Origin of the sequence: Bacillus sp. SH7-1 (assembly GCF_008042405.1) — a bacterium.
Taxonomy (GTDB): Bacteria; Bacillota; Bacilli; order Bacillales; family Bacillaceae_G; genus Bacillus_A; species Bacillus_A thuringiensis_N.
Genome location: NZ_QNUD01000041.1, coordinates 1 through 23,293, shown reverse-complemented (window position 1 = coordinate 23,293; position 23,293 = coordinate 1). Strand labels below are relative to the sequence as shown.

Here is a 23,293-nt window from a genome sequence, read left to right as displayed (position 1 = left end):
GTATGGTTTAATATATATAAAGTGAAAGTTCTGTCATTAATAGGCGAGGGGAGGGAAGAAATTTGAAATGGATTGTAAAAGATGTGGAACAGTTTGAGCAAGCAAGAGAATATGTAGATACAGGTGTTATACCACTTTTATCAATTTCGGCAGCGAAAGAAATGAAAATGGTAGTAGAACAAGGTGAATTTATCGAATTGTTGAGTATGGAGTTGGAAAGAGAATATAAAGGAAGGGTGCTTTTACTACCTGCATTTACGTATTTAGTAGAAAGTCAAAAAAATGAAAAAGGTCGTTTGCAAGAATGGACAAATCATTTACAAAAGCAAGGTTTTAAGCATATTGCTTATGTTACAAGTGATTTTTCATGGAAAGAAGATATGCAAGAATTACAAGGGGATTTATTTTGGTTTCCTTCGTTAGCTTTAGAACAATTTAGTGATCAAGCGAAAAGAGAAGTTATTCATGCGCATATAAAAAATATAATGGTGATGTTAGAAGAAAAATGGGGAAAGTAACAATAAACAGAAAGTTCTTATTATTATGAGTAGTATGATATTGACCTGTGCATGAGCGTATTATATCATGATAGTGTCCTAGTTTTTATTTTTTATATAATTTATCACGAGGGGACAATTTCTGATAGAGGGGGGAAATTTTCGTGAGCGAGAAAGAACATCGTGTGTCAAGAAGACAGTTTTTAAATTACACCCTTACAGGGGTAGGAGGCTTTATGGCAGCGGGTATTTTAATGCCGATGACGCGATTTGCGCTTGATCCGGTGTTAAGAAAAGAAGCGGGAACGGATATGGTTGCTGTTGCACAAGTAAAGGATATTACAACAGAGCCGAAACGTTTCGACTTTAAGGTGAAACAGGTTGATGGTTGGTACAAGTCTGAAGAGCCAAAATCAGCTTGGGTTCATAAAGATGAAAGCGGAGACATTGTTGCGTTCTCTCCAGTATGTAAACATTTAGGATGTACAGTTAACTGGAATTCGGACAAAGCACATCCGAATCAATTCTTTTGTCCATGTCACGGGGGCCGTTACACAAAAGACGGGATGAACATTAAAGGCACGCCGCCCCTTGCTCCACTTGATGTATACGAATCTAAAGTGAAAGATGGAACGTTGTATCTAGGAAAAGCGAAGCCAAGAGGGGGTGCAAAGTAGATGCTAAATAAAATTTATGATTGGGTAGATGAAAGGTTAGATATTACACCAATATGGCGTGATATCGCTGATCATGAAGTACCTGAACATGTAAACCCGGCACATCACTTTTCTGCATTCGTTTATTGCTTTGGCGGACTTACCTTTTTCGTTACTGTAATTCAAATTTTATCTGGAATGTTTTTGACGATGTATTATGTGCCTGATATTAAAAATGCTTGGGAATCGGTTTATTATTTGCAAAATGAAGTTGCATATGGGCAAATTGTTCGTGGTATGCACCACTGGGGTGCTAGTCTCGTAATTGTAATGATGTTTTTACATACACTTAGAGTTTTCTTCCAGGGTGCGTATAAAAAGCCTCGTGAGCTAAACTGGATTGTTGGTGTTCTTATTTTCTTTGTTATGTTAGGTCTTGGTTTTACCGGATATTTATTACCGTGGGATATGAAAGCGTTATTTGCTACGAAAGTAGGGATTCAAATTGCAGAGCAAACGCCACTCATTGGTCCTTACATTAAAACATTACTCGCTGGTCATTCCGAAATTGTTGGCGCTCAAACATTAACTCGCTTCTTTGCTATTCACGTCTTCTTCTTACCAGCAGCACTTCTAGGTTTAATGGCCTTCCACTTCATCATGATTCGCAAACAAGGTATTTCCGGTCCACTATAAGAGATTGCTAAATTAAAGGGGAAAGAACTAAAGGAGGGAGATTATGCATCGCGGCAAAGGGATGAAGTTTGTAGGAGATTCTCGGGTACCAGTAGCTCGGAAACCAAATATTCCAAAAGACTATTCTGAATACCCAGGGAAAACAGAAGCATTTTGGCCGAATTTCTTGTTAAAAGAATGGATGGTTGGTGCAGTTTTTTTAATCGGTTATTTATGTTTAACAGTGGCACATCCGTCACCGCTTGAGAGAATGGCGGATCCAACTGATGCCGGATATATACCACTTCCAGATTGGTATTTCTTATTCTTGTATCAGTTATTAAAGTATTCTTATGCTTCTGGCTCATTTACTGTAATTGGAGCTTTTATTATGCCAGGGATTGCGTTTGGCGCATTACTATTAGCCCCATTTCTTGATCGAGGACCAGAAAGACGCCCATTGAAGCGTCCTGTAGCAACTGGATTTATGCTTTTAGCAATTGCATCGATTATCTTTTTAACTTGGGAATCTGTAGCACACCACGATTGGGAAGCTGCAAAAAAACAAGGAGCAATTGTAAAAACAGCACCAGTTGATAAAAATGATGACGGCTACAAATTAATGCAAAAAAATACTTGTTTAACATGTCATGGTGACAATTTACAGGGCGGGGCAGCAGCACCGGCACTGCAAAACTTAACTTTAAAGCCAGAAGAAATTGCTAAAATTGCGAAAGACGGAAAAGGTTCCATGCCTAAAGGTGTATTTAAAGGTACAGATGAGGAACTGAAGAAGCTTTCGGAATTTGTTGCAAAGTATAATAAAAAATAATAAAAAGCTGACTACAAAATTTGTAGTCAGCTTTTTATTTTGATGATAGAAAGTTTACTATATAATGGAGTAGAGTTTGATGAAAGAATGAAAGGTGTTGGACATACAGCTTGGTTTACTTGTATGCAATGTTAAGGCAACGCTCCGTATTATTATTTTTATTAGTTGTTAACATATTAGGTACAATTTACGGATTTATATGGTATGGAAATCAATTAAAAGAAACTTCCCCTATATTTTGGCCGTTTGTACCTGATAGTCCTATGGCGAGTCTCTTTTTTGTCTTTGTTTTAATTGCTTTTTTAATAAAGAGAAATTGGGGATTAATAGAGGCGCTAGCGATTGTTACTTTAATAAAGTATGGAATATGGGCTGTTGTTGTAAATGGGGTTACGATCTATGTAAAAGGTCCTATTGGTCTTATCGGGTATATGCTAATGCTTTCACATTTTGCGATGGCAGTACAAGCAGTGCTATATGCACCGTTTTACCGTATAAAAAAATGGCATTTTGCGGTAGCAGCTATATGGACATTACATAACGATGCAATTGATTATTTATTTTGGCAAATGCCGAGATATGGAATTATGCATTTGTTTGTAGGAGAAATTGGTTATTTTACGTTCTGGCTAAGCATTGCTGTGCTTTGTATGACATATTATTATTGCTTACGTGAGAACCGAAAACAGTTTTCTTTATGATAGTTAGGACATTTAGGGGGAGAAAATGAAGAAAAATAAGAGTGGTATAAAAATATTGGATCGATTGATTATGATAGTTGTTTCATATAGCATAGCATTTTCTATATTTGCACTCGCAACAACGGCGGTTGTATACGGAAAATGGCTATATTATTTTGAAATTGATTTTTTAAATATTCCAGATTTAGCTGATATGACGAAAGATGACATTAAGAGAAATTATGATGTGCTTATCACATATTTATCGCCGTTTTATGATGGAGCATTACAGTTGCCTACATTAGATATGTCTACAAATGGTCGTATTCATTTTGTAGATGTTAAAAATATTTTAGTAAAGATTCAATATGTGATGTATGCGACAATTATGATTACAATGGTAGGCGGCATTTATTTATTAAAAAAGAAAAATGAAAAGTTTTTACTACACGGATCGATTTTAACAATTATCTTTCCGATAGCGCTCATGTTACCGATTGCTATTAATTTTGAAAAGAGTTTTGTATTATTCCATAAGCTTTTATTTAGTAATGATTATTGGATGTTTGATATTGAAACGGATCCAATTATATTAATGTTACCAGAAGAATTCTTTATGCATGCTGCGTGTGCTATTTTATTATTTATTTTATGCGGCAGCATACTTTGTTACAGCTTGTATAAATATTTCGTAAAAAAGAAAAGGATTTCAAAGGAAAAATTCTCTGTTTAAAGAGAATTTTTTTGTTTGTAAAACGATAATATATTTTTCGGTCCAGTTCTGTTCTATTCTTGTCCAAATTAACATATTTTGTACTAGTAGTTATAGGGGGGACCGTGATGAAGAGAACATTAATTGGATTGATAGCATTTCTAATTATAATGTTTCCGTTACGTATATATGCTGAAGAGTGGAGTGAACTAACAGGTTTGTTAGACGACTCATTACAATTAGTGAAGCGTAATGAAGATGAAAAAGCAGTACAAGTATTACAACATTTCTCGGAACAGTTTGTAATAAAGGGGAATGAAAAGAAGCAAGAAGTAACACCAGATCAAGTTAGAGTTATTTCTTTAGCTTATGACAAGGCGAAACAATCACTTGTGGAAGAAGATTTCAGTAAACAAGTTAAAATTGATAATGTGTTAGCCCTGCAGTTCGCGGTTGATGCGCAAGTATCAAAGTATCAACCACTTTGGATGGAAAGAGAAAGAAAAGTAATGGATGCCTTTTCTCAAATGGAAAAAGCGATGAAAAAAGAAGATACGGGACAGTTTCAACAAACGTTAAACACATTTTTACATGAATTTAATATTATTTATCCAAGTTTAATGATCGCCTTGCCAGAAAACGAAGTGCAGCGTGTAAATGCCCATTTATCTTATTTGGATGAATTTCGTAACGTTATGTTAAAAACGAAAGGTGGGCAAATGCAATTAGGAATCATTAAAGGGGATTTGCAAAAAATATTTCACACAGTAAAAAAAGATGAAATTGCACCCTCTCTCATTTGGTTTATGACAATTACTGGAGGCCTTATTTTATTCACATTGACTTACGTTGGGTGGAGAAAGTATAAAGGGGAGAGAGAAAAAAGAAAAAGTAATGCACACTCTAAGAATAGATAATGTAATAAATAAAGATACGGATTGTAAGGTTTATTCATTGACAATGATGGCAGAAGAAAATAGAATGAGAAGTACTATAATTAAAACTTCAATGGAGGTTCAGAGATTCATGATGTTTTATTTAATTTACTTCGCGATCATTTTGATCATACCGTTGTATGCACAGTCAAAAGTACGTAGTGCCTATAGCAAGTATTCACAAGTTTATTCAACATCAGGTATGACAGGAGCAGAAGTGGCTCGGAAAATTTTGGATGAAAATGGATTGTACAACGTAGCTGTTGAAGAAACACCAGGTCATTTATCAGACCATTATGATCCAACTGCCAAAACAGTTCGCTTATCAACAGATAACTATTACGGTCATTCAGTTGCTGGAACTGCAGTAGCAGCGCATGAAGTAGGACACGCAATTCAAGATGCAAAAGATTATAACTTTATGCGTATTCGTCATTCGTTAGTGCCAGTTGCAAACTTTGGATCGAATATTTCTTGGATATTTATTATGATTGGTGCCTTTGCATCTATGTCTAACTTATTGTTATTAGGTATCATCTTAATGGCAGCAGGTGTTGTGTTCCAACTTGTTACATTACCAGTTGAGTTTGATGCATCAAAGCGTGCAATGCAACAAATTGAAGCATTAGGTATCGTATCAACAGATGAATATGGGCAAGCTCGTAAAGTATTAAATGCGGCAGCATTAACATATGTAGCGGCTGCAGCTGTAGCGGTATTTGAATTATTACGTCTCGTATTAATGTATACTGGTATGCAGCGTAGCGACGACTAAAGACTATCAATTTTGATAGTCTTTTTTTGTTGTGTAGATTGAATTATATAATGTATTGCAAATAGAAATAATAAAAGTAATGTGGAAAGGCGGTGGGGGAATGAAATATCCAGACCATTTAGTAAAACAAGTGAAAGAGCGTAGTGCTCCTTATCAATTAGAAGGTTTTTTAAGTGGACAAGGTCCTGAAAATCCCAAATTTATGTTGTTAGGAGAAGCGCCTGGTGAAACAGAAATTCATAATGGGATTCCGTTTAGCGGGAGGGCGGGAAAACAATTAATGGGTTTTTTAGAACGTATTCACGTTACAAGGGAAGAAGTATATATTACGAGCGCTGTTCGAAGTAGACCTTATAAATGGCGAGAGAAAAAAGAACGAAATGGTGAAATCATACAAAAAAAGTATAATAGAACGCCAAATCAAGGAGAAGTAGTTGCCCATGCGTCTTTGTTAGATTATGAATTAGAGAAAATAAATCCGAAGCTTATCGTAACGCTTGGCAATATCGGTCTTCAACGTTTAACAGGAAAAGATAAAAAAATCACAGATGTACACGGGCAATTATTAAAACAGCCCATTCAAAAATTAAAGAATATGCAAAGTGCAGAGTTTACATGGTCAGAGAAAGAATATCATATTTTTCCGACCTTTCATCCAGCTTCCATTTTTTATAATCGGAGCTTATTGGAGCTTATTCATGAGGATTTAGAGAAACTTAAAAAATATGTAATAAAAAACTAGAAAAGCTAGAGAGCTTTTCTAGTTGTGTTTATGTATGTAATGGATTTTTATTTTCATCCAATGTAAAACCTTCACCAACTACATCATGTACATCACTTACAGCAACAAAGGCATGAGGATCTACAGAAGTAATAATGTTTTTTAATTTCACAATTTCATTTTTGGCAACAACGCAATATAATACGTTCCGTTCCACTTTTGTATACGATCCAACAGCTTTTAAAAAGGTTGCCCCTCGCTCCATCTCAGACAAAATTTTGGCAGCAATTTCATCGTTTTTATCTGAGATAATAGTTGCTCCTTTTGCTGCATAGGCTCCTTCTTGCATAAAATCAATGACTTTCGCCCCAATAAAAACAGCAACTAACGTATACATACCCTCGCGATATGATAAATATGTAAGGATAGAGACGATAATAACGATAGCATCAAACATAAACATCGTTTTCCCCATACTCCAGCCAACGTATTTATGAGCGAGTCTCGCAATAATATCTACACCGCCAGTAGTTCCGCCGTATTTAAATATGATCCCAAGACCGATACCAATAAATGCCCCAGCAAATAAAGCCGCGAGTGTCATATCGTTTTGTAAGTTTAAATGTAAGTTGAGAACTTCGTAACGCTGAAAAATCCATAGAAATAAAGATACGCTAAAGGTACCGATTAGTGTATAGATAAATGTTGTTCTTCCAAGTAATTTCCAACCAATGAAAAATATAGGGATATTTAAAATTAAGTTTGAATAAGAAGGATCAAACTTAAATAGAAAATACAATAATAGTGTAATACCGGTAAATCCACCTTCTGCAAGGTGATTTTCAATATTGATATTCACAATACCGAAAGAAAAAATAGCGGAACCGATTAAAATAAAAATGATATTTCGAATCTTCAAATTTGATGTCATATAGAAATCCCCCTAATTATGTAAATGGCATTGCTCCGCTGAAACGGTAAAACATAATGATAAGTAATTTCTAGTTGTTAATAAAAATAGTGAAGGCTATAAAAAAACAATTGATTTTAGCTGATCTTTTGCCAAAACCGCAAAAGAAAGTTTCACTTCATTATAGTCTATCCAAAAAAGGGTCGCAAATAGGTGTTTGGCGGGGAATAATATTTGTCAAATCGCGATGAATTGGCTAACATGAAAGAGGAAGGATTAGAGGTGAGTTGTATGGAAGCGAAAACGATGAAGGATATGCAGAAAGAAGTAGATGCATATATTGGTCAGTTTAAAGAAGGTTATTTCAGTCCACTTGCAATGATGGCCCGTTTAACGGAAGAAATGGGTGAGCTTGCAAGAGAGGTAAATCATTATTATGGTGAGAAACCGAAGAAAACAACTGAAAAAGAACGTAGTATTGAAGAAGAGCTTGGAGATGTATTATTTGTTATGATTTGTATGGCAAATAGTTTAAATATTGATCTAGAAACAGCACATAACATTGTAATGAATAAATTTAATACTCGCGATAAAGATCGCTGGACACGTATTGATGAGGGAGAGAAAGAATAATGAAAGAAATTAAAGTAATTATCGCTGGACCAAGAGGACGTATGGGACATGAAGCAGTTCTTCTTATGGAAAGAACAGAACATTTTAATTTAGTAGCAGCAGTGGATTATAAGCATGGTGGAGAGAAAATCTCTGATTTACCTGGAATGCCAGCGTTAGATGCACCTATTTACGCGGATTTACATACTTGTTTAGAGGAAGTAGAAGCAGATGTGTTGTTAGATTTAACAACGCCAGAAGTTGGGAAACAACACGTTACACTAGCAGTTGAGCGTGGACTTCGTTCTGTTATTGGTACAACTGGATTTACAGAAGAAGAACTAAAGCAATTAACAGAGAATGCGAAAGAAAAAGCAGTAGGAACAATTATCGCTCCAAACTTTGCAATTGGTGCAGTTCTTATGATGAAATTCTCACAAATGGCAGCGAAGTACTTCCAAGATGTTGAAGTAATTGAATTGCATCATGACCAAAAATTAGATGCGCCATCTGGTACAGCTGTAAAAACAGTGGAATTGATTCGTCAAAATCGTGAATCCAAGCAGCAAGGTCATCCAAATGAAGTAGAGCAACTAGAAGGTGCTCGTGGTGCAAATGTAGACGGCATTCACATTCATAGTGTACGTTTACCAGGACTTATTGCGCATCAAGAAGTAATGTTTGGTGGAGATGGACAAATGTTAACGGTTCGTCATGATTCATTCAATCGTGCATCATTTATGTCGGGTGTAAAACTATCAATTGATACAGTAATGAATCTAGATCATCTTGTGTACGGTTTAGAAAATATTATCGACTAAAGGGGAGACAACGGATGAAAATTGCCTTAATCGCACATGACAAAAAGAAAAATGATATGGTTTCGTTTGCGTATGCATATAAACCAATTTTTGAAAGGCATGAATTATTTGCAACAGGAACGACAGGACTTCGTATTATGGAGGCAACTGGTTTAGTTGTAACTAGATATCAGTCAGGTCCTCTTGGCGGCGATCAAGAAATTGGTGCAATGATTGCGAAAAATGATTTAGACATGGTAATTTTCTTCCGCGATCCATTAACAGCACAGCCGCATGAACCGGATGTGAATGCATTGCTTCGTTTATGTGATGTATATGCAATTCCACTTGCAACGAATATGGCAAGTGCTGAAATGTTAATGCACGCATTAGAGCGAGGAGATTTAGATTACCGCAAGTTAAGAAAATGAGGGGAACAATTATGAGTGGATTACATATATTAGCGTTTGGTGCTCATGCCGATGATGTTGAAATCGGCATGGCTGGTACCATTGCTAAATATACGAAGCAAGGGTATGAAGTAGGTATTTGTGATTTAACAGAAGCGGATCTTTCTTCTAATGGAACGATAGAGTTGAGAAAGGAAGAAGCAAAGGCCGCAGCTCGTATAATGGGAGTAAAAACGAGACTAAATTTAGCGATGCCAGACCGTGGTTTGTATATGAAAGAAGAGTATATACGTGAAATTGTAAAGGTAATTCGTACATATAAACCAAAACTAGTTTTTGCGCCGTATTATGAAGATCGTCATCCAGATCATGCAAATTGTGCAAAGCTTGTGGAAGAAGCTATTTTTTCAGCTGGAATCCGTAAATATATGCCAGAGCTTCCACCACATCGTGTGGATTCTTTTTATCATTATATAATTAATGGTTTTCATAAACCGAATTTTTGTATAGATATTAGTGAATACGTATCGCAAAAAGTGGAAGCATTAGAAGCGTATGAAAGTCAGTTTTCAACAGGGAGTGATGGTGTGAAAACGCCGTTAACAGAAGGTTACGTTGAAACTGTGGTCGCTCGTGAGAAAATGTTTGGAAAAGAAGTTGGAGTTTTATATGCCGAAGGGTTTATGAGTAAGAAGCCGGTTTTATTACATGCTGATTTAATAGGGGGATGTAAATGAAATTAAAAATAGGTATTACATGTTATCCTTCTGTAGGTGGTTCTGGAGTTGTTGGAACAGAATTAGGAAAGCAATTAGCGGAACGCGGGCATGAAATTCATTTTATTACATCGGGTTTACCATTCCGGTTAAATAAAGTGTATCCAAACATTTATTTTCATGAAGTGACGGTAAATCAATACTCTGTATTTCAATATCCACCTTACGATTTAGCATTAGCGAGTAAAATGGCAGAGGTTGCACAAAGAGAAAACCTAGACATTTTACATGTGCATTACGCAATACCACATGCCATTTGTGCTTATTTAGCAAAACAAATGATTGGAGAGCGTATTAAAATTGTTACAACCTTGCATGGAACAGATATTACTGTGTTAGGTTCCGACCCGTCTTTAAATAATTTAATTCGTTTTGGTATTGAGCAATCTGATGTTGTTACTGCTGTCTCGCATTCATTAATTAACGAAACGCATGAGCTTGTTAAACCAAATAAAGAAATTCAAACAGTATATAACTTTATAGACGAACGTGTATATTTCAAGCGTGATATGTCTCAATTAAAGAAAGAATACGGTATAAGTGAGAATGAAAAGATACTAATTCACATTTCAAATTTCCGTAAAGTGAAACGTGTGCAGGATGTTGTTCAGGCATTTGCTAAAATTGTTACAGAAGTAGATGCGAAGTTGCTTCTTGTTGGGGATGGACCAGAGTTTTGTACGATTTTACAGTTAGTGAAGAATTTACATATTGAAGATCGCGTCTTATTCCTAGGAAAGCAAGATAATGTTGCAGAACTACTTGCGATGAGTGATTTAATGTTGCTTCTATCGGAGAAGGAAAGTTTTGGTCTTGTTTTATTAGAAGCGATGGCGTGTGGTGTACCTTGTATTGGAACAAGGGTTGGAGGTATTCCAGAAGTCATTCAACATGGTGAAACAGGGTATTTATGTGAATTTGGCGATGCAACGGGAGTGGCCAATCAAGCAATTCAGCTATTAAAGAATGAGGAACTTCACCGTAATATGGGAGAGCGGGCAAGAGAAAGTGTTTACGAGCAGTTCCGCTCGGAAAAAATCGTCTCACAATATGAAACGATTTACTATGATGTGCTAAGGGATGACAAAAATGGAAAGATTTAAAAAAGCTAGTTCTATTATTGAGACATTAAAGCAACAAGGACATGAGGCTTACTTTGTTGGTGGGAGTGTAAGAGATCTCATTATCGATAGGCCAATTGGAGATATTGATATTGCGACATCTGCTTTACCAGAGGAAGTGATGGCTATATTTCCAAGACATGTGCCTGTTGGTCTTGAGCATGGAACTGTAATTGTTGTAGAAAATGGTGAGCCGTATGAGGTAACCACTTTTCGAACAGAAAGCGAATATGAAGATTTTCGAAGACCTAGTAGTGTTCAATTTGTTCGTTCATTAGAAGAGGATTTAAAACGTCGTGATTTTACAATGAATGCAATTGCTATGACAGAAGAAGGCGAAATGGTGGACTTATTTGCCGGACAGGAAGCGATTCAAAAGAGAGAAATTATGACAGTTGGAAATGCTGCAGATCGCTTTCAAGAAGATGCCCTGCGAATGATGCGTGGTATTCGGTTTGTAAGTACGTTAGGATTTTCTTTAGAAACAAAAACGAAGCAAGCAATTGAAACATATGGACATTTACTAGAACATATAGCGATTGAACGAATTACAGTGGAGTTTGAGAAACTGTTAACTGGTACATATTGCGTGAAGGGCTTACAGGAATTAGTAGAAACGAAGCTATTTTCTCATCTACCATATTTACAAATGTCAGAAGAGAGATTGTTAAAAGCTACGCAGTATAACTGGGATTTTTTTGAAACAGATATTGAGGCATGGGCATTTTTCTTATATTGTATCGGAGAAGAGCATCCATCTGTCTTTTTACGTCAATGGAAGTTTTCGAATAAAAAAATAAAAGATATCGTCGCAGTTTTATTAACAATCCGTACAAGAAAGGAGAAGGATTGGGATACAGTTCTTCTTTATAAAACGGGAGTTCATATCGCTGAAATGGCAGAAAGAGTATATGAAGCGATGATTGAAAGCTATGATAGTACATCTGTTAAACGGGTACAAACGTTGTTTCAAGCATTGCCAATCAAGAGTCGACAAGAAATGAATGTGACTGGGAATGATTTGTTAAACTGGGCAAATAAAAAGCCTGGTCCGTGGGTTGCTGAAATGATTCAAAAGATTGAAGAAGCAATCGTACAAGGAAACGTAGTTAATGAGAAAGAGTGTATAAGGGAGTGGCTGCAAGAATGCAATCTACTATAAGAAAGCAGTTATTGCAAGTTTTTTCTGAAGCGGATGGCGAGTTTGTATCTGGCCAAACGATTAGTGATAAACTTGGTTGCTCGAGAACCGCTGTGTGGAAACATATGGAGGACCTTCGTAATGAGGGCTACGAACTTGAAGCTGTACGTCGATTAGGTTATCGAATTGCGAGTAAGCCGGACAAAGTGACTGCGAATGAAATTCAGTTAGGATTACAAACGAAACACATTGGTAGAACAGTGTATTTTGAAGAGTCTGTTGAATCTACGCAGCATATTGCAGCAAAACTTGCTTATGAAGGTGCAGAAGAAGGAACAATTGTTGTGGCAGAAGAACAAACAGCGGGTAGAGGTCGTTTAAGCAGAAAATGGCATTCACCAAAAGGGACAGGAATTTGGATGAGTATTATTTTACGTCCATCAATTCCGGTTCATCATGCACCACAACTTACTTTGTTAGCGGCTGTTAGCGTTGCGCAAGCAATTGAAAAGTGCACAGGTGTAAATGTAGGAATAAAATGGCCGAATGATATTTTAATTCAAGGGAAAAAGGCTGTAGGTATATTAACAGAAATGCAGGCTGATCCTGATAAAATCAATGCTGTCATTATGGGCATTGGTATTAATGCGAATCAAAAAGAAGAACATTTTGATGAGGAAATTCAGCATATTGCTACTTCTTTAGCAATTGAATTAGGTAAGCCAATTGTTCGTGCAGAACTTATGCAACAAATCTTTTTACAACTAGAAAAACTATATGAAGAATATTTACAAAACGGTTTCTCTGTCATTAAAATTCTTTGGGAAAGTTACGCTGTGAGTATCGGGAAAGAAATTACAGCTCGAACGATGAGACAGTCGCTTACAGGGCTAGCAAAAGGAATTACAGAAGAGGGTGTATTGCTTCTAGAGGACCATGAAGGAAAGATACATCACATTCATTCTGCGGATATCGAAATTAAGTAAAAGAAGTTCCTCCTTTGGAACTTCTTTTTTATTACAATATTTTTGAGCTGCGTTTGCAATATGGTAATCCATTTTTGAATATCGTTTGGTTGCCTATATTTATTATTTGACGATTATTTTGCCATCCATCCCTTTCAGGAGATGGTACCGACATATTAATTCATATGTACCGGTACTTTTAGGGTTTACAGTAATGCTTTTTTCTTTTCCCGACTCGACTACGACATCAATATCGAGTTTTTTTACTGTAAAGGTATGTTCATTCTTACCTTTGTTTTTTAATAACAATGTTGTTGATTCTTTAATTGGAATCGTGATGACGTTTGGACGAAAGTAATCATCGTTTAGTTCGACCTCAATTACTTTCGTTGAATCGATAGGTTGTGTTACGGTGTTAACTGAGGCATATGCATGGAAGGAGCTAAAAGTTATCATCCATACAATCATCACAAGCAAACTGATGAATCGAAAGAACCATTTGTTTATAGACATTCGCAATTCTCCTTTTGTAAGTATGTGTCCTCAATTAACCTGCATCATTATTTTAAGAGTTATACTATGCATTTAAAAAGGTGTTTATCTTTCTATGTTTGAGTTATATATGAAATTTCACATACCGTAATAAGGATAAAAATTATTTTTTCAAAAAAATGTAGTAATTTCTTTTCAGAGTTTGCTATAATTAGTTCGAATGTGGGCAGTATCAGAGCGAACTGCACCATGATTCGATGCAATACAAAAAATAATAACTTGGATTCTGCCTTGATCCAATAACGGACTGGGACAGAGGGATGAATAATGCCGACTAACACACAACCCTTCTGCCCTTTTATGGCCAGAGGGGTTTTTTATATGATTTCGGCCATCTCCTCTCTCCTGTATAAAGGAGGAGTAGTTTTTGAAAACGAAAACAGATTTTTTGAAAATGAAAGAGCAAGGTGAGCCGATTACAATGCTAACGGCGTATGATTATCCATCTGCCAAATTAGCAGAAGAAGCTGAAGTTGATATGATTCTAGTTGGAGATTCTCTTGGGATGGTTGTACTTGGCTACGATTCGACAGTACCCGTAACAGTAGAGGATATGATTCATCATACGAAAGCTGTACGCCGAGGAGCGAAAGAGACGTTTATTGTAACTGATATGCCATTTATGTCGTATCATGTGTCGTTACAAGATACGATGGTGAATGCACGCCGCATTGTTCAAGAGAGTGGTGCTCATGCACTGAAGGTAGAAGGTGCAGGAGAAGTGATATCAACTATTCATTACTTGACGAGTGCGGGAATTCCTGTAGTGGCACACTTAGGCTTAACTCCTCAATCTGTAGGAGTACTAGGTGGGTATAAAGTACAAGGAAAAGATGCTGAAAGTGCAAAAAAATTAATAGAAGATGCGAAGAAATGTGAGGAAGCTGGTGCGATAGCACTTGTATTAGAATGTGTGCCAATGCAGCTAGCAGAATTAATTTCGAAGCAACTAACGATTCCAACGATTGGAATTGGAGCAGGACAAAAAGTGGATGGGCAAGTACTTGTTTATCATGATCTTATCTCATACGGCGTAAATCGTGTTCCAAAATTTGTGAAGCAATATACGTCTGTTCAAGAGGAGATTGTACGCGGGATTTCTCAATATGTTGCTGAAGTAAAGACAGGGCAATTTCCAGAAGAAAAACATTCATTCACAATGAAAGAGGAAGAATGCTTAGCGTTATACGGAGGAAAACAATAATGAAAATCGTAACTACAGTGCAAGAGATGCAGCAAATTACAAACAAACTTCGTACAAATGGAAAAAGTATTGGCTTTGTTCCGACGATGGGCTATTTGCATGAAGGACATGCGACTTTATTACGTAAGGCAAGAGAAGAAAATGAAACTGTAGTTTTAAGCGTGTTTGTCAACCCGCTACAGTTTGGGCCGAATGAAGATTTAGATCGATACCCTCGTGATATTGATAGAGATGAAAATGTAGCAAAAGAAAACGGTGTAGATTATTTATTCTATCCGAGCGTAGGAGAAATGTATCCAGTAGAACAAACGACAACAGTAGAAGTTGTGAAGCGTACCGATGTATTATGCGGTAAACAAAGACCTGGTCATTTCGCTGGTGTTGCGACTGTATTAATGAAACTATTTAATATTACATTGCCAACGCGTGCTTATTTCGGTATGAAAGATGCACAGCAGGTTGCTGTCATTGAAGGATTTGTCGCTGATTTTAATATTCCGGTTACCATCGTACCAGTTGATATTGTAAGGGAAAAAGATGGATTAGCGAAAAGTTCTCGTAACGTGTATTTATCACAAGAGGAGCGTGAAGAGGCTCCTCATTTATACCGCAGTCTATGTATAGCGAAAGAAAGCATTGAGGCAGGCGAACGTAATTCAGAAATCATTACAACTCTTGTGAAAGAGTATATTGAGAGGTATACGAAAGGCACCGTAGATTATGCTGATTTATATGCCTATCCTTCATTACAAGTAATGGATAAAATTGAAGGACGAATCATTTTAGCGATTGCAGTTAAATTTGAGAATGTACGATTAATTGACAATATAACATTAACGGTAAAATAAGGGGGAGCATCTATGTTTCGCACAATGATGAGAGCGAAGTTACATCGTGCAACAGTAACAGAAGCAAATTTAAATTATGTAGGTAGTATTACAATTGATGAAGATTTAATGGATGCAGTAAATATTGTAGAAAATGAAAAAGTACAAATTGTAAATAACAATAATGGTGCTCGCTTAGAGACATATGTTATTAAAGGAGAGCGCGGTAGCGGTGTTGTTTGCTTAAATGGTGCAGCTGCAAGGCTTGTACAGCCAGGGGATAAAGTTATTATTATTTGCTACGGTTTAGTGACAGAAGAAAATATTCATAAACAAGAGCCGAAAATTGCAGTATTAGACGATAATAATCAAATTATTGAAATGTTAGGTGCTGAAAAAGCGGGTACGATATTATAAGTAGGAAGGCTATCTCTATTACAGGGATAGCTTTTTTGTGCATCTTTTCATTAAGATGAGATAAAACGTGGTATAGTAACATTATATAATTTTGTGTTTGATAGGTAAGAAATTGAGGTGTTACATATATGAGTAAGCGTTATGTCGTTGTGGATTTAGAGACGACAGGGAACTCCTGGAAGGATGGGAAGGATAAAATTACCCAAATTGCAGCTGTTGTAGTGGAAGATGGAGAGATATTAGAGATTTTTTCATCTTTTATTAATCCGAAGAGAGAGATTCCACCATTTATTACAGAACTAACAGGGATTGATGAGGGTATGGTTAAGCAAGCCCCGTTATTTCAAGATGTAGCCCCGATGGTTGTTGAGCTATTACAAGGTGCAGCTTTCGTTGCACATAACGTTCACTTTGATTGGAATTTTTTAACGGAAGAATTAAGGCAGGCTGGATATACAGAAGTACATTGTCCAAAAGTTGATACAGTTGAGTTGGCGCAAATTCTATTGCCGACGGCTGATAGCTATAAATTACGTGATTTAGCTAAACAGCATGAACTAGAGCACGATCAACCGCATCGTGCGGATAGTGATGCTCTTGCAACAGCGGAATTGTTTTTACAATTTTTAAATGAAATTGAGAAGTTACCACTTGTCACCTTGCAATCACTTTATGAATTGAGTGATGTTTTTCAAAGTGATATAGCGGATGTACTTTCTGAAAATATTTTAAAGAAAATGATGCATGGTAAAAAAGAAGTAGAGGGATATGAAGTGTATCGAAATATTGCACTTCGAAAACGGAATTATTCTTTAAATCTCAGTGAAACATGTTCATCTAAATTTGATGCTTTTTTGCATAAGACAATCGATAAACTTGCATTGAATATGCCAAAGTTTGAAAAAAGAGAAAGCCAACAAATTATGATGAAGGAAATATATACAGCACTAAGAGATTCTAGGTTTTCCCTAATTGAAGCAGGAACAGGAACAGGGAAGACTCTTGCATATTTACTTCCAAGTATTTATTTTGCAAAGAAAAAAGAAGAACCTGTCATAATAAGTACCCAAACTGTACAACTGCAACAACAAATACTAGAAAAAGAAATTCCATTATTACAGAAAATAATGCCATTTTCATTTGAAGTAGCTCTTTTGAAGGGAAGAAAGCATTATCTTTGCCTACATAAATTTGAATATGCTTTGCAAGAGGAAGAGAAAAATTATGATATGGCGCTCACAAAGGCAAAAATTTTAGTGTGGTTATTGCAAACGGAAACTGGCGATCGGGATGAATTAAATATTCCTGAGGGCGGAAAGTTACTTTGGAACCGTATTTGTAGTGATGTACATAGTCCGGGCGGGATGCAAAGCAACTGGTTTAGTCGTTGTTTTTATCAACGAGCAAAGAATAAAGCATTATTTGCAGATATCGTTATTACAAATCATGCTTTATTATTTCAAGATTTTTCAAGTGAAGAACCATTGTTTGCTTCGTGTGAACATATTATTTTTGATGAGGCTCATCATATTGAAGAAGCGGCGAGTAGAACATTAGGTGAACAGTTCTCCTGTATGTATTTCCAGCTAGTTTTATCTCGTCTCGGTACGCTAGAAACAGATGAGGTACTTTCTAAAGTATATAAAATGATGAAAAAAACAGAACAAGCCTCCCGTTCGACTTTCCGTATGGTAAGTCATAGTTTGAAGGAATTGAAATTTGATGCGGATGAGCTATTCCAAATGTTACGTGCATTCATCTTTAAACAAACAAAGCAGGAACAAGGGATAAGCAATATGCCACTCATTTATCGATATAACACGGAAGTAGAGAAAGGTAAGTTATGGGATAGCATTACCGAGTTAACAAATCGTTTTGTATATGATGTAAGAAAATTATTAACTACACTTGAGAAGCAAGTTGAAATATTGCAAAGTAAATTAGAGTGGGAGATGCATGTTGTTACAGGTGAATTTATACATTTAATTGAGTTGTTGAGAAAGATGGCACAATCTTTACAATTACTCATTTTAGAAAAAAATTCATATGTGACATGGATGGAAACTGAAACGAAGGGAACAATTCATTCAACTGTTTTATATGGGCAACCTGTTCATATTGGTGAAAGATTTGCTGATGAATTTTTAACACAGAAAAAGAGTGTTATTTTCACATCAGCAACGTTAACAGTAAATGATTCATTTGACTATATAAAAGAAGAGCTAGGTTTACATGATTTTGCTCCTAATACATTACAGGTTCCGTCACCATTCCGTTTTGAAGAACAGATGAAGTTAATGGTTTCAACGGATGTGCCTTTTATTAAGAAAGCAAGTAATGAAGAATATATTGAATCTGTATCGGCACATATTGCAAAAATAGCGAAAGCTACAAAAGGTAGAATGCTCGTCTTATTCACCTCGTATGAAATGTTGAAAGAAGCGTATACGAATTTGAAAAATGATGAGGAATTAGAAGGGTATTTATTATTAACACAAAGTGTGAATAATAAGAGCCGAAGTCGTCTCATTCGTAAGTTTCAAGAGTTCGACAAATCGATTTTGTTAGGAACAAGCAGTTTTTGGGAAGGGATCGATATACCTGGAGATGCCCTTAGCTGTCTTGTTATTGTCCGCCTTCCCTTTACGCCTCCTCATCAACCGATGATAGAAGCAAAAGGAGAGTGGTTAAAAAATCAAGGAGAAGACGTATTCGCTAAGTTAGCACTCCCGCAAGCAATACTGCGTTTCAAACAAGGATTTGGTCGTCTCATTAGAACAAGTACAGATACCGGAACGGTATTTGTATTAGACCGTCGTTTGACAAGTGCTTCTTATGGGAAACGTTTTTTACAATCAATCCCAACTGTCCCGCTTTATGAAGGCCCTTTAGAGGAATTGTTAGAACAATTAAGAGAACGGCCAACTGAATAAAATTGGAAGAAAAATACGCCTGAAGTACATTTAAACTTCAGGCGTAAAAAATGTGGGTAGGAGGAATTTTATTTTTCTTACTTCTTGTATACAAAATGTATTGGTTTTCGACTTGAAACCTTTTTTTGCAGTACATGTCCTGCTATAATAGATGGGTGATGAAGCAGGGGTTGTAAAGAATGTACTCTTATTGTAACCGCATTGCGTTCTTCTATAATTAGAAATTTTTGTGTAACGGAGGAGTTTTTTCATGGATAAGAAAATCGAAGTCCTATCAACGACGCGTATTAAATATTCGTCTGACTTGTATAAAATCGTTGATAGTTTGAATCGTACGTTAAAAGAGCAGGACCTCATGTTCGGATTAGCATTAGACGAAAAAGATAAAGAAACAGCTGTATTTACGATTTACAGAACGTAGTGATAAAATGAAAAAGTGGATCTTTACAATCATTATCGTAATCGTTGCTAGCGGAATATATGGGGCGTATGTTTATAATAAAGCAATGGAAAAGAAAATCCCTAAAGAGGCAAAATCTGTAGAAATTGCAAAAGAAAAAGCAAAGCTTACAAAAGTAAAATCTGTGGATTATTATAACGGAGAATCTTCATATACAGTCGTACAAGGTACAGATGAAAAAGGAGAGCAACTTATTGTTTGGGTGCCTGAGAAAAAAGGGGAAACAATAGTAAGAAAAAAGAGCGAAGGTATCTCTGAAAAAGATGCTTTACAAAGAACGATTGAACAAGTCGGATATGAAAGTAAAGAGCCCAAAAGTAAGCCTAAAGAAATTTTAAAAGTAAAATTAGGCGTTGAAAATAATATACCACTATGGGAAGTTACATATATTGATGATGACAATCGTTATATTTACTACAATCTTTCATTTCAAGATGGTCAGTTTTTAAAACGATATAGCATTGAAAAATAGATGTAGGGGGAACTACAAATGAAATTAGCAAAGCGAGTAGCTGCTTTAACACCATCTGCAACTTTAGAAATTACAGCAAAGGCACAAGCATTAAAAGCAGAAGGTCATGATGTAATTGGATTAGGTGCAGGAGAACCTGACTTTAATACGCCAGAACATATTATGAATGCTGCACATAAAGCGATGTTAGAAGGACATACGAAGTATACACCAACAGGTGGATTACAAGCGTTAAAACAAGAAATTGTGAAGAAGTTTACTCGCGATCAAGGAATTGCGTATGATCCGTCTGAAATTATTGTATGTAACGGTGCAAAGCATGCATTATATACATTATTCCAAGTGTTACTTGATGAAGGAGATGAAGTTATCATCCCTACGCCATACTGGGTAAGTTATCCGGAACAAGTAAAGCTTGCTGGTGGTAAGCCAGTTTATGTAGAAGGCCTTGAAGACAATGAATACAAAATTACAGCGAAGCAGCTGCGTGAGGCAATTACAGAGAAAACGAAAGCAGTTATTATTAATTCACCGAGTAATCCAACAGGAATGATTTACAGCAAAGAAGAATTACAACAGCTTGGAGAAGTATGTTTAGAACATGATATTTTAATCGTTTCAGATGAAATTTATGAAAAATTAATTTATAGTGGAGCAGAATATACTTCGGTTGCCCAGCTTTCTAATGCATTAAAAGAACAAACACTTATTATTAATGGTGTATCTAAATCTCATTCTATGACGGGATGGCGTATTGGATATGCAGCAGGAAATAAGCAGCTTATTAAAGCGATGACGAACTTAGCAAGTCATAGTACGTCAAACCCTACTTCAATCGCTCAATACGGCGCAATCGCGGCATATGCAGGCTCACAAGAACCTGTAGAAACAATGCGTCAAGCATTTGAAGAGAGATTAAACATTATTTATGATAAATTAATTCAAATCCCTGGCTTTACTTGCATTAAACCACAAGGCGCATTTTACTTATTCCCTAATGTAAAAGAAGCAGTAGCTTTATCAGGATACGAAACTGTTGATGATTGGGCAAAAGCTCTATTAGAAGAGGAAAAAGTGGCTCTTGTACCAGGTACAGGATTTGGTGCTCCAAACAACGTTCGTTTATCATATGCGACATCTCTTGAACAAGTAGAGAAAGCATTAGAACGTATTCATACGTTTATGAAAAGTAAAGTGCAAGCTTAATTGTATATTTTATTAACGCAATACAAAAAACCTTCCTACATAATAGGGAGGTTTTTTTGACGAATTGTGGCAAAAAGAAATAGCGAAAGGTGTGTTATACTAGAGAGCGAGGTGTTTGGTGATGAAAAAGAAAATGATGTTACAGTGGTTTGAACAGGGAAGCATTGCAATTCCAAAATTACTTATGATGCATTATAAAAAATTAGGGTTAAATGAAACGGAATTTATGGTTGTACTTCATGTACACACATTTTTAGAATCAGGCAATTCGTTTCCGACTCCGTCAGAGATTTCAGAACGGATGACGATTACTGAAATGAAATGTATGGAAGTGATTCAGACATTGATTCAAAAAGGTTTTTTATCACTAGAAGGTGGACAAAGATCAGAAGCGATGATGTGTGAAAGTTATTCTTTACAACCACTATGGGAAAAAATATTGCATTTCTTAATGAATGAATCAATAGAAGAAGAACAAAAAGAAATAAAACAACTGCAAGTAAATTTATATACAGTATTTGAAAAAGAATTTGGAAGACCACTTTCTCCATTTGAATGTGAAACGTTGGGAATGTGGGAAGATCAAGATCAACATCATCCGAATTTAATTCAAGCGGCCCTCAGGGAAGCTGTAATGAGTGGTAAGCTTAATTTCCGATATATTGATCGCATTTTATTTGAGTGGAAAAAGAATGGTATTAAAACAGTAGATCAAGCCCAAAATCAAGGGCGAAAATTTAGAGCAAATCAACAACGAACGCAGCAAACGACAAAACAAGAGACGAAATTTACTGGAAAAGTGCCTTTTTATAATTGGTTGGAGCAGTAATGTAGGAGGAAGTATATGTTAAATAAAACGCAAATCCGCTATTGTTTAGACACAATGGCGGATATGTATCCAGAAGCACATTGCGAATTAATTCATGATAATCCGTTTGAACTAGTAATAGCGGTAGCATTATCTGCACAATGTACAGATGCACTTGTAAATAAAGTGACGAAAAATTTATTTCAAAAATATAAAACACCAGAAGATTATTTAAGTGTTTCTCTGGAAGAATTACAACAAGATATACGTTCTATTGGATTGTATAGAAATAAAGCGAAAAACATTCAAAAATTGTGCCGGATGTTATTAGATGATTACAATGGGGAAGTGCCGAAAGATCGAGATGAGCTTACGAAGTTACCAGGTGTAGGACGGAAGACAGCGAATGTTGTAGTATCGGTAGCTTTTGGAATACCGGCAATTGCTGTCGATACGCATGTAGAGCGGGTGAGCAAACGATTAGCGATTTGTAGATGGAAAGACTCTGTATTAGAAGTCGAAAAAACATTAATGAAGAAAATTCCGATGGATGAATGGGGCGTTACACATCACCGTTTGATTTTCTTTGGACGTTATCACTGTAAAGCACAGCGACCACAGTGTGAAGAGTGTCCATTGCTAGAAGTGTGTCGAGAAGGAAAGAAGCGAATGAAGGGGAAATAAAGGATGGAGCGAGTTATAGAAGTACCGAGAGAATTTCGGTACTTACCATTTTTTGAAGAAAGTGTAAATTCAATTGAGTATCATACAGAACAGTCTTTTGAAGAAATCATACAATGTACTTACTTTATATTTGATATAGAAAGACAATACGAACCGTGGAATGAAATTGAAAACAGTATTCCGGTAATGTTGAATGTATGGAAAAATAAGCATGAAGACATTGCCACATTATTTCGAAACAGAAAGAAACAAGAAGCTGAAGGTCCGATGATTCTTTTTGCAGCGCATTTGTTATCAATTGTATATTGGCTAAATGAGCAACCTGTTCATAGTTTGGATGAAATGGAAGATTTCACGAGTAAATTGGAAGTACAACCAGTTAATTTTATGGAGAGATATTCGTTCATTATAAAGAAACCGAATAATTATCATTCTTATATTCAGTTAGCGCAGTTGTATATTGAAATAGAAAAGTTATATGTAAAGAAAATGATAACAAAAAAGAAGTCCTT

At 36.0% G+C, this 23,293-nt stretch carries 28 protein-coding genes; 26 read left to right on the top strand and 2 right to left on the bottom strand.

The window, feature by feature from the left end:
- Positions 1-62 precede the first annotated feature (62 nt).
- The 9 genes from DN390_RS25350 (at position 63) to DN390_RS25310 (ending at position 6,504) form a co-directional block, all read left to right on the top strand.
- Positions 63-518 (top strand): YpiF family protein, encoded by a 456-nt coding sequence (locus DN390_RS25350; protein ID WP_060630187.1) that lies wholly within the window; start codon positions 63-65, stop codon positions 516-518.
- Between the two features lie 143 nt (positions 519-661).
- Complete coding sequence (qcrA, locus tag DN390_RS25345; protein WP_001290420.1) at positions 662-1,174, top strand: menaquinol-cytochrome c reductase iron-sulfur subunit; 513 nt, start codon at positions 662-664, stop codon at positions 1,172-1,174.
- Positions 1,175-1,849, top strand: a complete 675-nt coding sequence (qcrB, locus tag DN390_RS25340) for a menaquinol-cytochrome c reductase cytochrome b subunit (protein WP_000932700.1) — start codon at positions 1,175-1,177, stop codon at positions 1,847-1,849.
- A gap of 43 nt (positions 1,850-1,892) precedes the next feature.
- Complete coding sequence (gene qcrC, locus DN390_RS25335) at positions 1,893-2,660, top strand: menaquinol-cytochrome c reductase cytochrome b/c subunit (RefSeq protein WP_000554601.1); 768 nt, start codon at positions 1,893-1,895, stop codon at positions 2,658-2,660.
- Between the two features lie 110 nt (positions 2,661-2,770).
- On the top strand, positions 2,771-3,361 hold the full coding sequence (lhaT, locus tag DN390_RS25330; protein ID WP_110093224.1) for a lipoprotein heptaprenylglyceryl N-acetyltransferase LhaT: 591 nt from the start codon (positions 2,771-2,773) through the stop codon (positions 3,359-3,361).
- Between the two features lie 25 nt (positions 3,362-3,386).
- Positions 3,387-4,073, top strand: a complete 687-nt coding sequence (lit, locus tag DN390_RS25325; RefSeq protein WP_097949091.1) for a lipoprotein intramolecular transacylase Lit — start codon at positions 3,387-3,389, stop codon at positions 4,071-4,073.
- Between the two features lie 107 nt (positions 4,074-4,180).
- Positions 4,181-4,969 (top strand): sporulation protein YpjB, encoded by a 789-nt coding sequence (gene ypjB, locus DN390_RS25320; protein WP_098264999.1) that lies wholly within the window; start codon positions 4,181-4,183, stop codon positions 4,967-4,969.
- 112 nt (positions 4,970-5,081) lie between these two features.
- Positions 5,082-5,762, top strand: coding sequence for a zinc metallopeptidase (locus DN390_RS25315; protein ID WP_033659816.1), 681 nt, complete (start codon positions 5,082-5,084; stop codon positions 5,760-5,762).
- 100 nt (positions 5,763-5,862) lie between these two features.
- Positions 5,863-6,504 (top strand): uracil-DNA glycosylase, encoded by a 642-nt coding sequence (locus DN390_RS25310; protein ID WP_147808799.1) that lies wholly within the window; start codon positions 5,863-5,865, stop codon positions 6,502-6,504.
- A gap of 28 nt (positions 6,505-6,532) precedes the next feature.
- On the opposite strand, the gene DN390_RS25305 is transcribed toward DN390_RS25310, so the two are convergent.
- A complete protein-coding gene (locus DN390_RS25305; protein WP_000203305.1) occupies positions 6,533-7,414 on the bottom strand; it encodes a YitT family protein in 882 nt (293 codons plus the stop codon).
- A 270-nt stretch (positions 7,415-7,684) separates the two neighbouring features.
- Between DN390_RS25305 and DN390_RS25300 the strand changes: the two genes are divergently transcribed.
- The 7 genes from DN390_RS25300 to DN390_RS25270 are packed head-to-tail and all read left to right on the top strand — an operon-like array spanning position 7,685 to position 13,239.
- Positions 7,685-8,026 (top strand): nucleotide pyrophosphohydrolase, encoded by a 342-nt coding sequence (locus tag DN390_RS25300; RefSeq protein WP_002108639.1) that lies wholly within the window; start codon positions 7,685-7,687, stop codon positions 8,024-8,026.
- Positions 8,026-8,826 carry a dihydrodipicolinate reductase gene (gene dapB, locus DN390_RS25295; protein ID WP_000658799.1) on the top strand — a complete coding sequence of 267 codons (801 nt, stop codon included), beginning with the start codon at positions 8,026-8,028 and terminating at the stop codon, positions 8,824-8,826. The genes DN390_RS25300 and dapB overlap by 1 nt, the downstream gene beginning before the upstream one ends.
- A gap of 14 nt (positions 8,827-8,840) precedes the next feature.
- The gene (mgsA, locus tag DN390_RS25290; RefSeq protein WP_060630193.1) at positions 8,841-9,236 is read left to right on the top strand and encodes a methylglyoxal synthase; all 396 of its coding nucleotides are present in this window, start codon (positions 8,841-8,843) and stop codon (positions 9,234-9,236) included.
- 11 nt (positions 9,237-9,247) lie between these two features.
- Positions 9,248-9,952, top strand: coding sequence for a bacillithiol biosynthesis deacetylase BshB1 (gene bshB1, locus DN390_RS25285; RefSeq protein ID WP_060630194.1), 705 nt, complete (start codon positions 9,248-9,250; stop codon positions 9,950-9,952).
- Entirely contained in the window at positions 9,949-11,094 is a 1,146-nt protein-coding gene (gene bshA, locus DN390_RS25280) for an N-acetyl-alpha-D-glucosaminyl L-malate synthase BshA (RefSeq protein ID WP_060630195.1), read from the top strand. Before bshB1 ends, bshA begins: the two co-directional genes overlap by 4 nt.
- Positions 11,081-12,274: a CCA tRNA nucleotidyltransferase gene (locus DN390_RS25275; protein WP_147808798.1), complete on the top strand. Its 1,194-nt coding sequence runs from the start codon at positions 11,081-11,083 to the stop codon at positions 12,272-12,274. The genes bshA and DN390_RS25275 overlap by 14 nt, the downstream gene beginning before the upstream one ends.
- On the top strand, positions 12,259-13,239 hold the full coding sequence (locus tag DN390_RS25270) for a biotin--[acetyl-CoA-carboxylase] ligase (protein ID WP_147808797.1): 981 nt from the start codon (positions 12,259-12,261) through the stop codon (positions 13,237-13,239). Before DN390_RS25275 ends, DN390_RS25270 begins: the two co-directional genes overlap by 16 nt.
- 102 nt (positions 13,240-13,341) lie before the next feature.
- Here the strand turns inward: DN390_RS25270 and DN390_RS25265 are convergent, their stop codons facing one another.
- A complete protein-coding gene (locus DN390_RS25265; protein WP_097949087.1) occupies positions 13,342-13,731 on the bottom strand; it encodes a cupredoxin domain-containing protein in 390 nt (129 codons plus the stop codon).
- A gap of 406 nt (positions 13,732-14,137) precedes the next feature.
- On the opposite strand from DN390_RS25265, the gene panB reads away from it, so the two are divergent.
- From panB to DN390_RS25215, 10 genes are all read left to right on the top strand, one after another.
- Positions 14,138-14,974: a 3-methyl-2-oxobutanoate hydroxymethyltransferase gene (gene panB / locus DN390_RS25260; RefSeq protein ID WP_060630200.1), complete on the top strand. Its 837-nt coding sequence runs from the start codon at positions 14,138-14,140 to the stop codon at positions 14,972-14,974.
- A complete protein-coding gene (gene panC / locus DN390_RS25255) occupies positions 14,974-15,822 on the top strand; it encodes a pantoate--beta-alanine ligase (protein WP_147808796.1) in 849 nt (282 codons plus the stop codon). Before panB ends, panC begins: the two co-directional genes overlap by 1 nt.
- Before the next feature lie 12 nt (positions 15,823-15,834).
- Positions 15,835-16,218 (top strand): aspartate 1-decarboxylase, encoded by a 384-nt coding sequence (gene panD, locus DN390_RS25250; protein WP_144610614.1) that lies wholly within the window; start codon positions 15,835-15,837, stop codon positions 16,216-16,218.
- A gap of 128 nt (positions 16,219-16,346) precedes the next feature.
- Entirely contained in the window at positions 16,347-19,151 is a 2,805-nt protein-coding gene (dinG, locus tag DN390_RS25245; protein ID WP_147808795.1) for an ATP-dependent DNA helicase DinG, read from the top strand.
- A gap of 250 nt (positions 19,152-19,401) precedes the next feature.
- The gene (locus DN390_RS25240; RefSeq protein ID WP_000358352.1) at positions 19,402-19,572 is read left to right on the top strand and encodes a YpmA family protein; all 171 of its coding nucleotides are present in this window, start codon (positions 19,402-19,404) and stop codon (positions 19,570-19,572) included.
- 7 nt (positions 19,573-19,579) lie between these two features.
- Positions 19,580-20,083, top strand: coding sequence for a cell wall elongation regulator TseB-like domain-containing protein (locus DN390_RS25235; protein ID WP_097949083.1), 504 nt, complete (start codon positions 19,580-19,582; stop codon positions 20,081-20,083).
- Between the two features lie 18 nt (positions 20,084-20,101).
- Positions 20,102-21,289 (top strand): aspartate transaminase AspB, encoded by a 1,188-nt coding sequence (gene aspB, locus DN390_RS25230; RefSeq protein ID WP_147808794.1) that lies wholly within the window; start codon positions 20,102-20,104, stop codon positions 21,287-21,289.
- Positions 21,290-21,410: 121 nt separating this feature from the next.
- A complete protein-coding gene (gene dnaD, locus DN390_RS25225; RefSeq protein WP_060630206.1) occupies positions 21,411-22,118 on the top strand; it encodes a DNA replication protein DnaD in 708 nt (235 codons plus the stop codon).
- 15 nt (positions 22,119-22,133) lie between these two features.
- Positions 22,134-22,781, top strand: coding sequence for an endonuclease III (gene nth, locus DN390_RS25220; protein WP_060630207.1), 648 nt, complete (start codon positions 22,134-22,136; stop codon positions 22,779-22,781).
- A 3-nt stretch (positions 22,782-22,784) separates the two neighbouring features.
- Positions 22,785-23,293 (top strand): YpoC family protein (locus DN390_RS25215; RefSeq protein ID WP_147808793.1); only part of this gene is annotated, 509 nt, incomplete at its 3' end.

What these genes read in the sequence shown, in the direction of transcription:
- qcrB (WP_000932700.1), top strand. Translation starts at nt 1,175, where the DNA reads ATGCTAAATAAAATTTATGATTGGGTAGATGAAAGGTTAGATATTACA.
- qcrC (WP_000554601.1), top strand. Translation starts at nt 1,893, where the DNA reads ATGCATCGCGGCAAAGGGATGAAGTTTGTAGGAGATTCTCGGGTACCA.
- lit (WP_097949091.1), top strand. Translation starts at nt 3,387, where the DNA reads ATGAAGAAAAATAAGAGTGGTATAAAAATATTGGATCGATTGATTATG.
- ypjB (WP_098264999.1), top strand. Translation starts at nt 4,181, where the DNA reads ATGAAGAGAACATTAATTGGATTGATAGCATTTCTAATTATAATGTTT.
- DN390_RS25315 (WP_033659816.1), top strand. Translation starts at nt 5,082, where the DNA reads ATGTTTTATTTAATTTACTTCGCGATCATTTTGATCATACCGTTGTAT.
- DN390_RS25310 (WP_147808799.1), top strand. Translation starts at nt 5,863, where the DNA reads ATGAAATATCCAGACCATTTAGTAAAACAAGTGAAAGAGCGTAGTGCT.
- DN390_RS25305 (WP_000203305.1), bottom strand. Translation starts at nt 7,414, where the DNA reads ATGACATCAAATTTGAAGATTCGAAATATCATTTTTATTTTAATCGGT.
- DN390_RS25300 (WP_002108639.1), top strand. Translation starts at nt 7,685, where the DNA reads ATGGAAGCGAAAACGATGAAGGATATGCAGAAAGAAGTAGATGCATAT.
- dapB (WP_000658799.1), top strand. Translation starts at nt 8,026, where the DNA reads ATGAAAGAAATTAAAGTAATTATCGCTGGACCAAGAGGACGTATGGGA.
- mgsA (WP_060630193.1), top strand. Translation starts at nt 8,841, where the DNA reads ATGAAAATTGCCTTAATCGCACATGACAAAAAGAAAAATGATATGGTT.
- bshB1 (WP_060630194.1), top strand. Translation starts at nt 9,248, where the DNA reads ATGAGTGGATTACATATATTAGCGTTTGGTGCTCATGCCGATGATGTT.
- bshA (WP_060630195.1), top strand. Translation starts at nt 9,949, where the DNA reads ATGAAATTAAAAATAGGTATTACATGTTATCCTTCTGTAGGTGGTTCT.
- DN390_RS25275 (WP_147808798.1), top strand. Translation starts at nt 11,081, where the DNA reads ATGGAAAGATTTAAAAAAGCTAGTTCTATTATTGAGACATTAAAGCAA.
- DN390_RS25270 (WP_147808797.1), top strand. Translation starts at nt 12,259, where the DNA reads ATGCAATCTACTATAAGAAAGCAGTTATTGCAAGTTTTTTCTGAAGCG.
- DN390_RS25265 (WP_097949087.1), bottom strand. Translation starts at nt 13,731, where the DNA reads ATGTCTATAAACAAATGGTTCTTTCGATTCATCAGTTTGCTTGTGATG.
- panC (WP_147808796.1), top strand. Translation starts at nt 14,974, where the DNA reads ATGAAAATCGTAACTACAGTGCAAGAGATGCAGCAAATTACAAACAAA.
- panD (WP_144610614.1), top strand. Translation starts at nt 15,835, where the DNA reads ATGTTTCGCACAATGATGAGAGCGAAGTTACATCGTGCAACAGTAACA.
- dinG (WP_147808795.1), top strand. Translation starts at nt 16,347, where the DNA reads ATGAGTAAGCGTTATGTCGTTGTGGATTTAGAGACGACAGGGAACTCC.
- DN390_RS25240 (WP_000358352.1), top strand. Translation starts at nt 19,402, where the DNA reads ATGGATAAGAAAATCGAAGTCCTATCAACGACGCGTATTAAATATTCG.
- DN390_RS25235 (WP_097949083.1), top strand. Translation starts at nt 19,580, where the DNA reads ATGAAAAAGTGGATCTTTACAATCATTATCGTAATCGTTGCTAGCGGA.
- aspB (WP_147808794.1), top strand. Translation starts at nt 20,102, where the DNA reads ATGAAATTAGCAAAGCGAGTAGCTGCTTTAACACCATCTGCAACTTTA.
- dnaD (WP_060630206.1), top strand. Translation starts at nt 21,411, where the DNA reads ATGAAAAAGAAAATGATGTTACAGTGGTTTGAACAGGGAAGCATTGCA.
- nth (WP_060630207.1), top strand. Translation starts at nt 22,134, where the DNA reads ATGTTAAATAAAACGCAAATCCGCTATTGTTTAGACACAATGGCGGAT.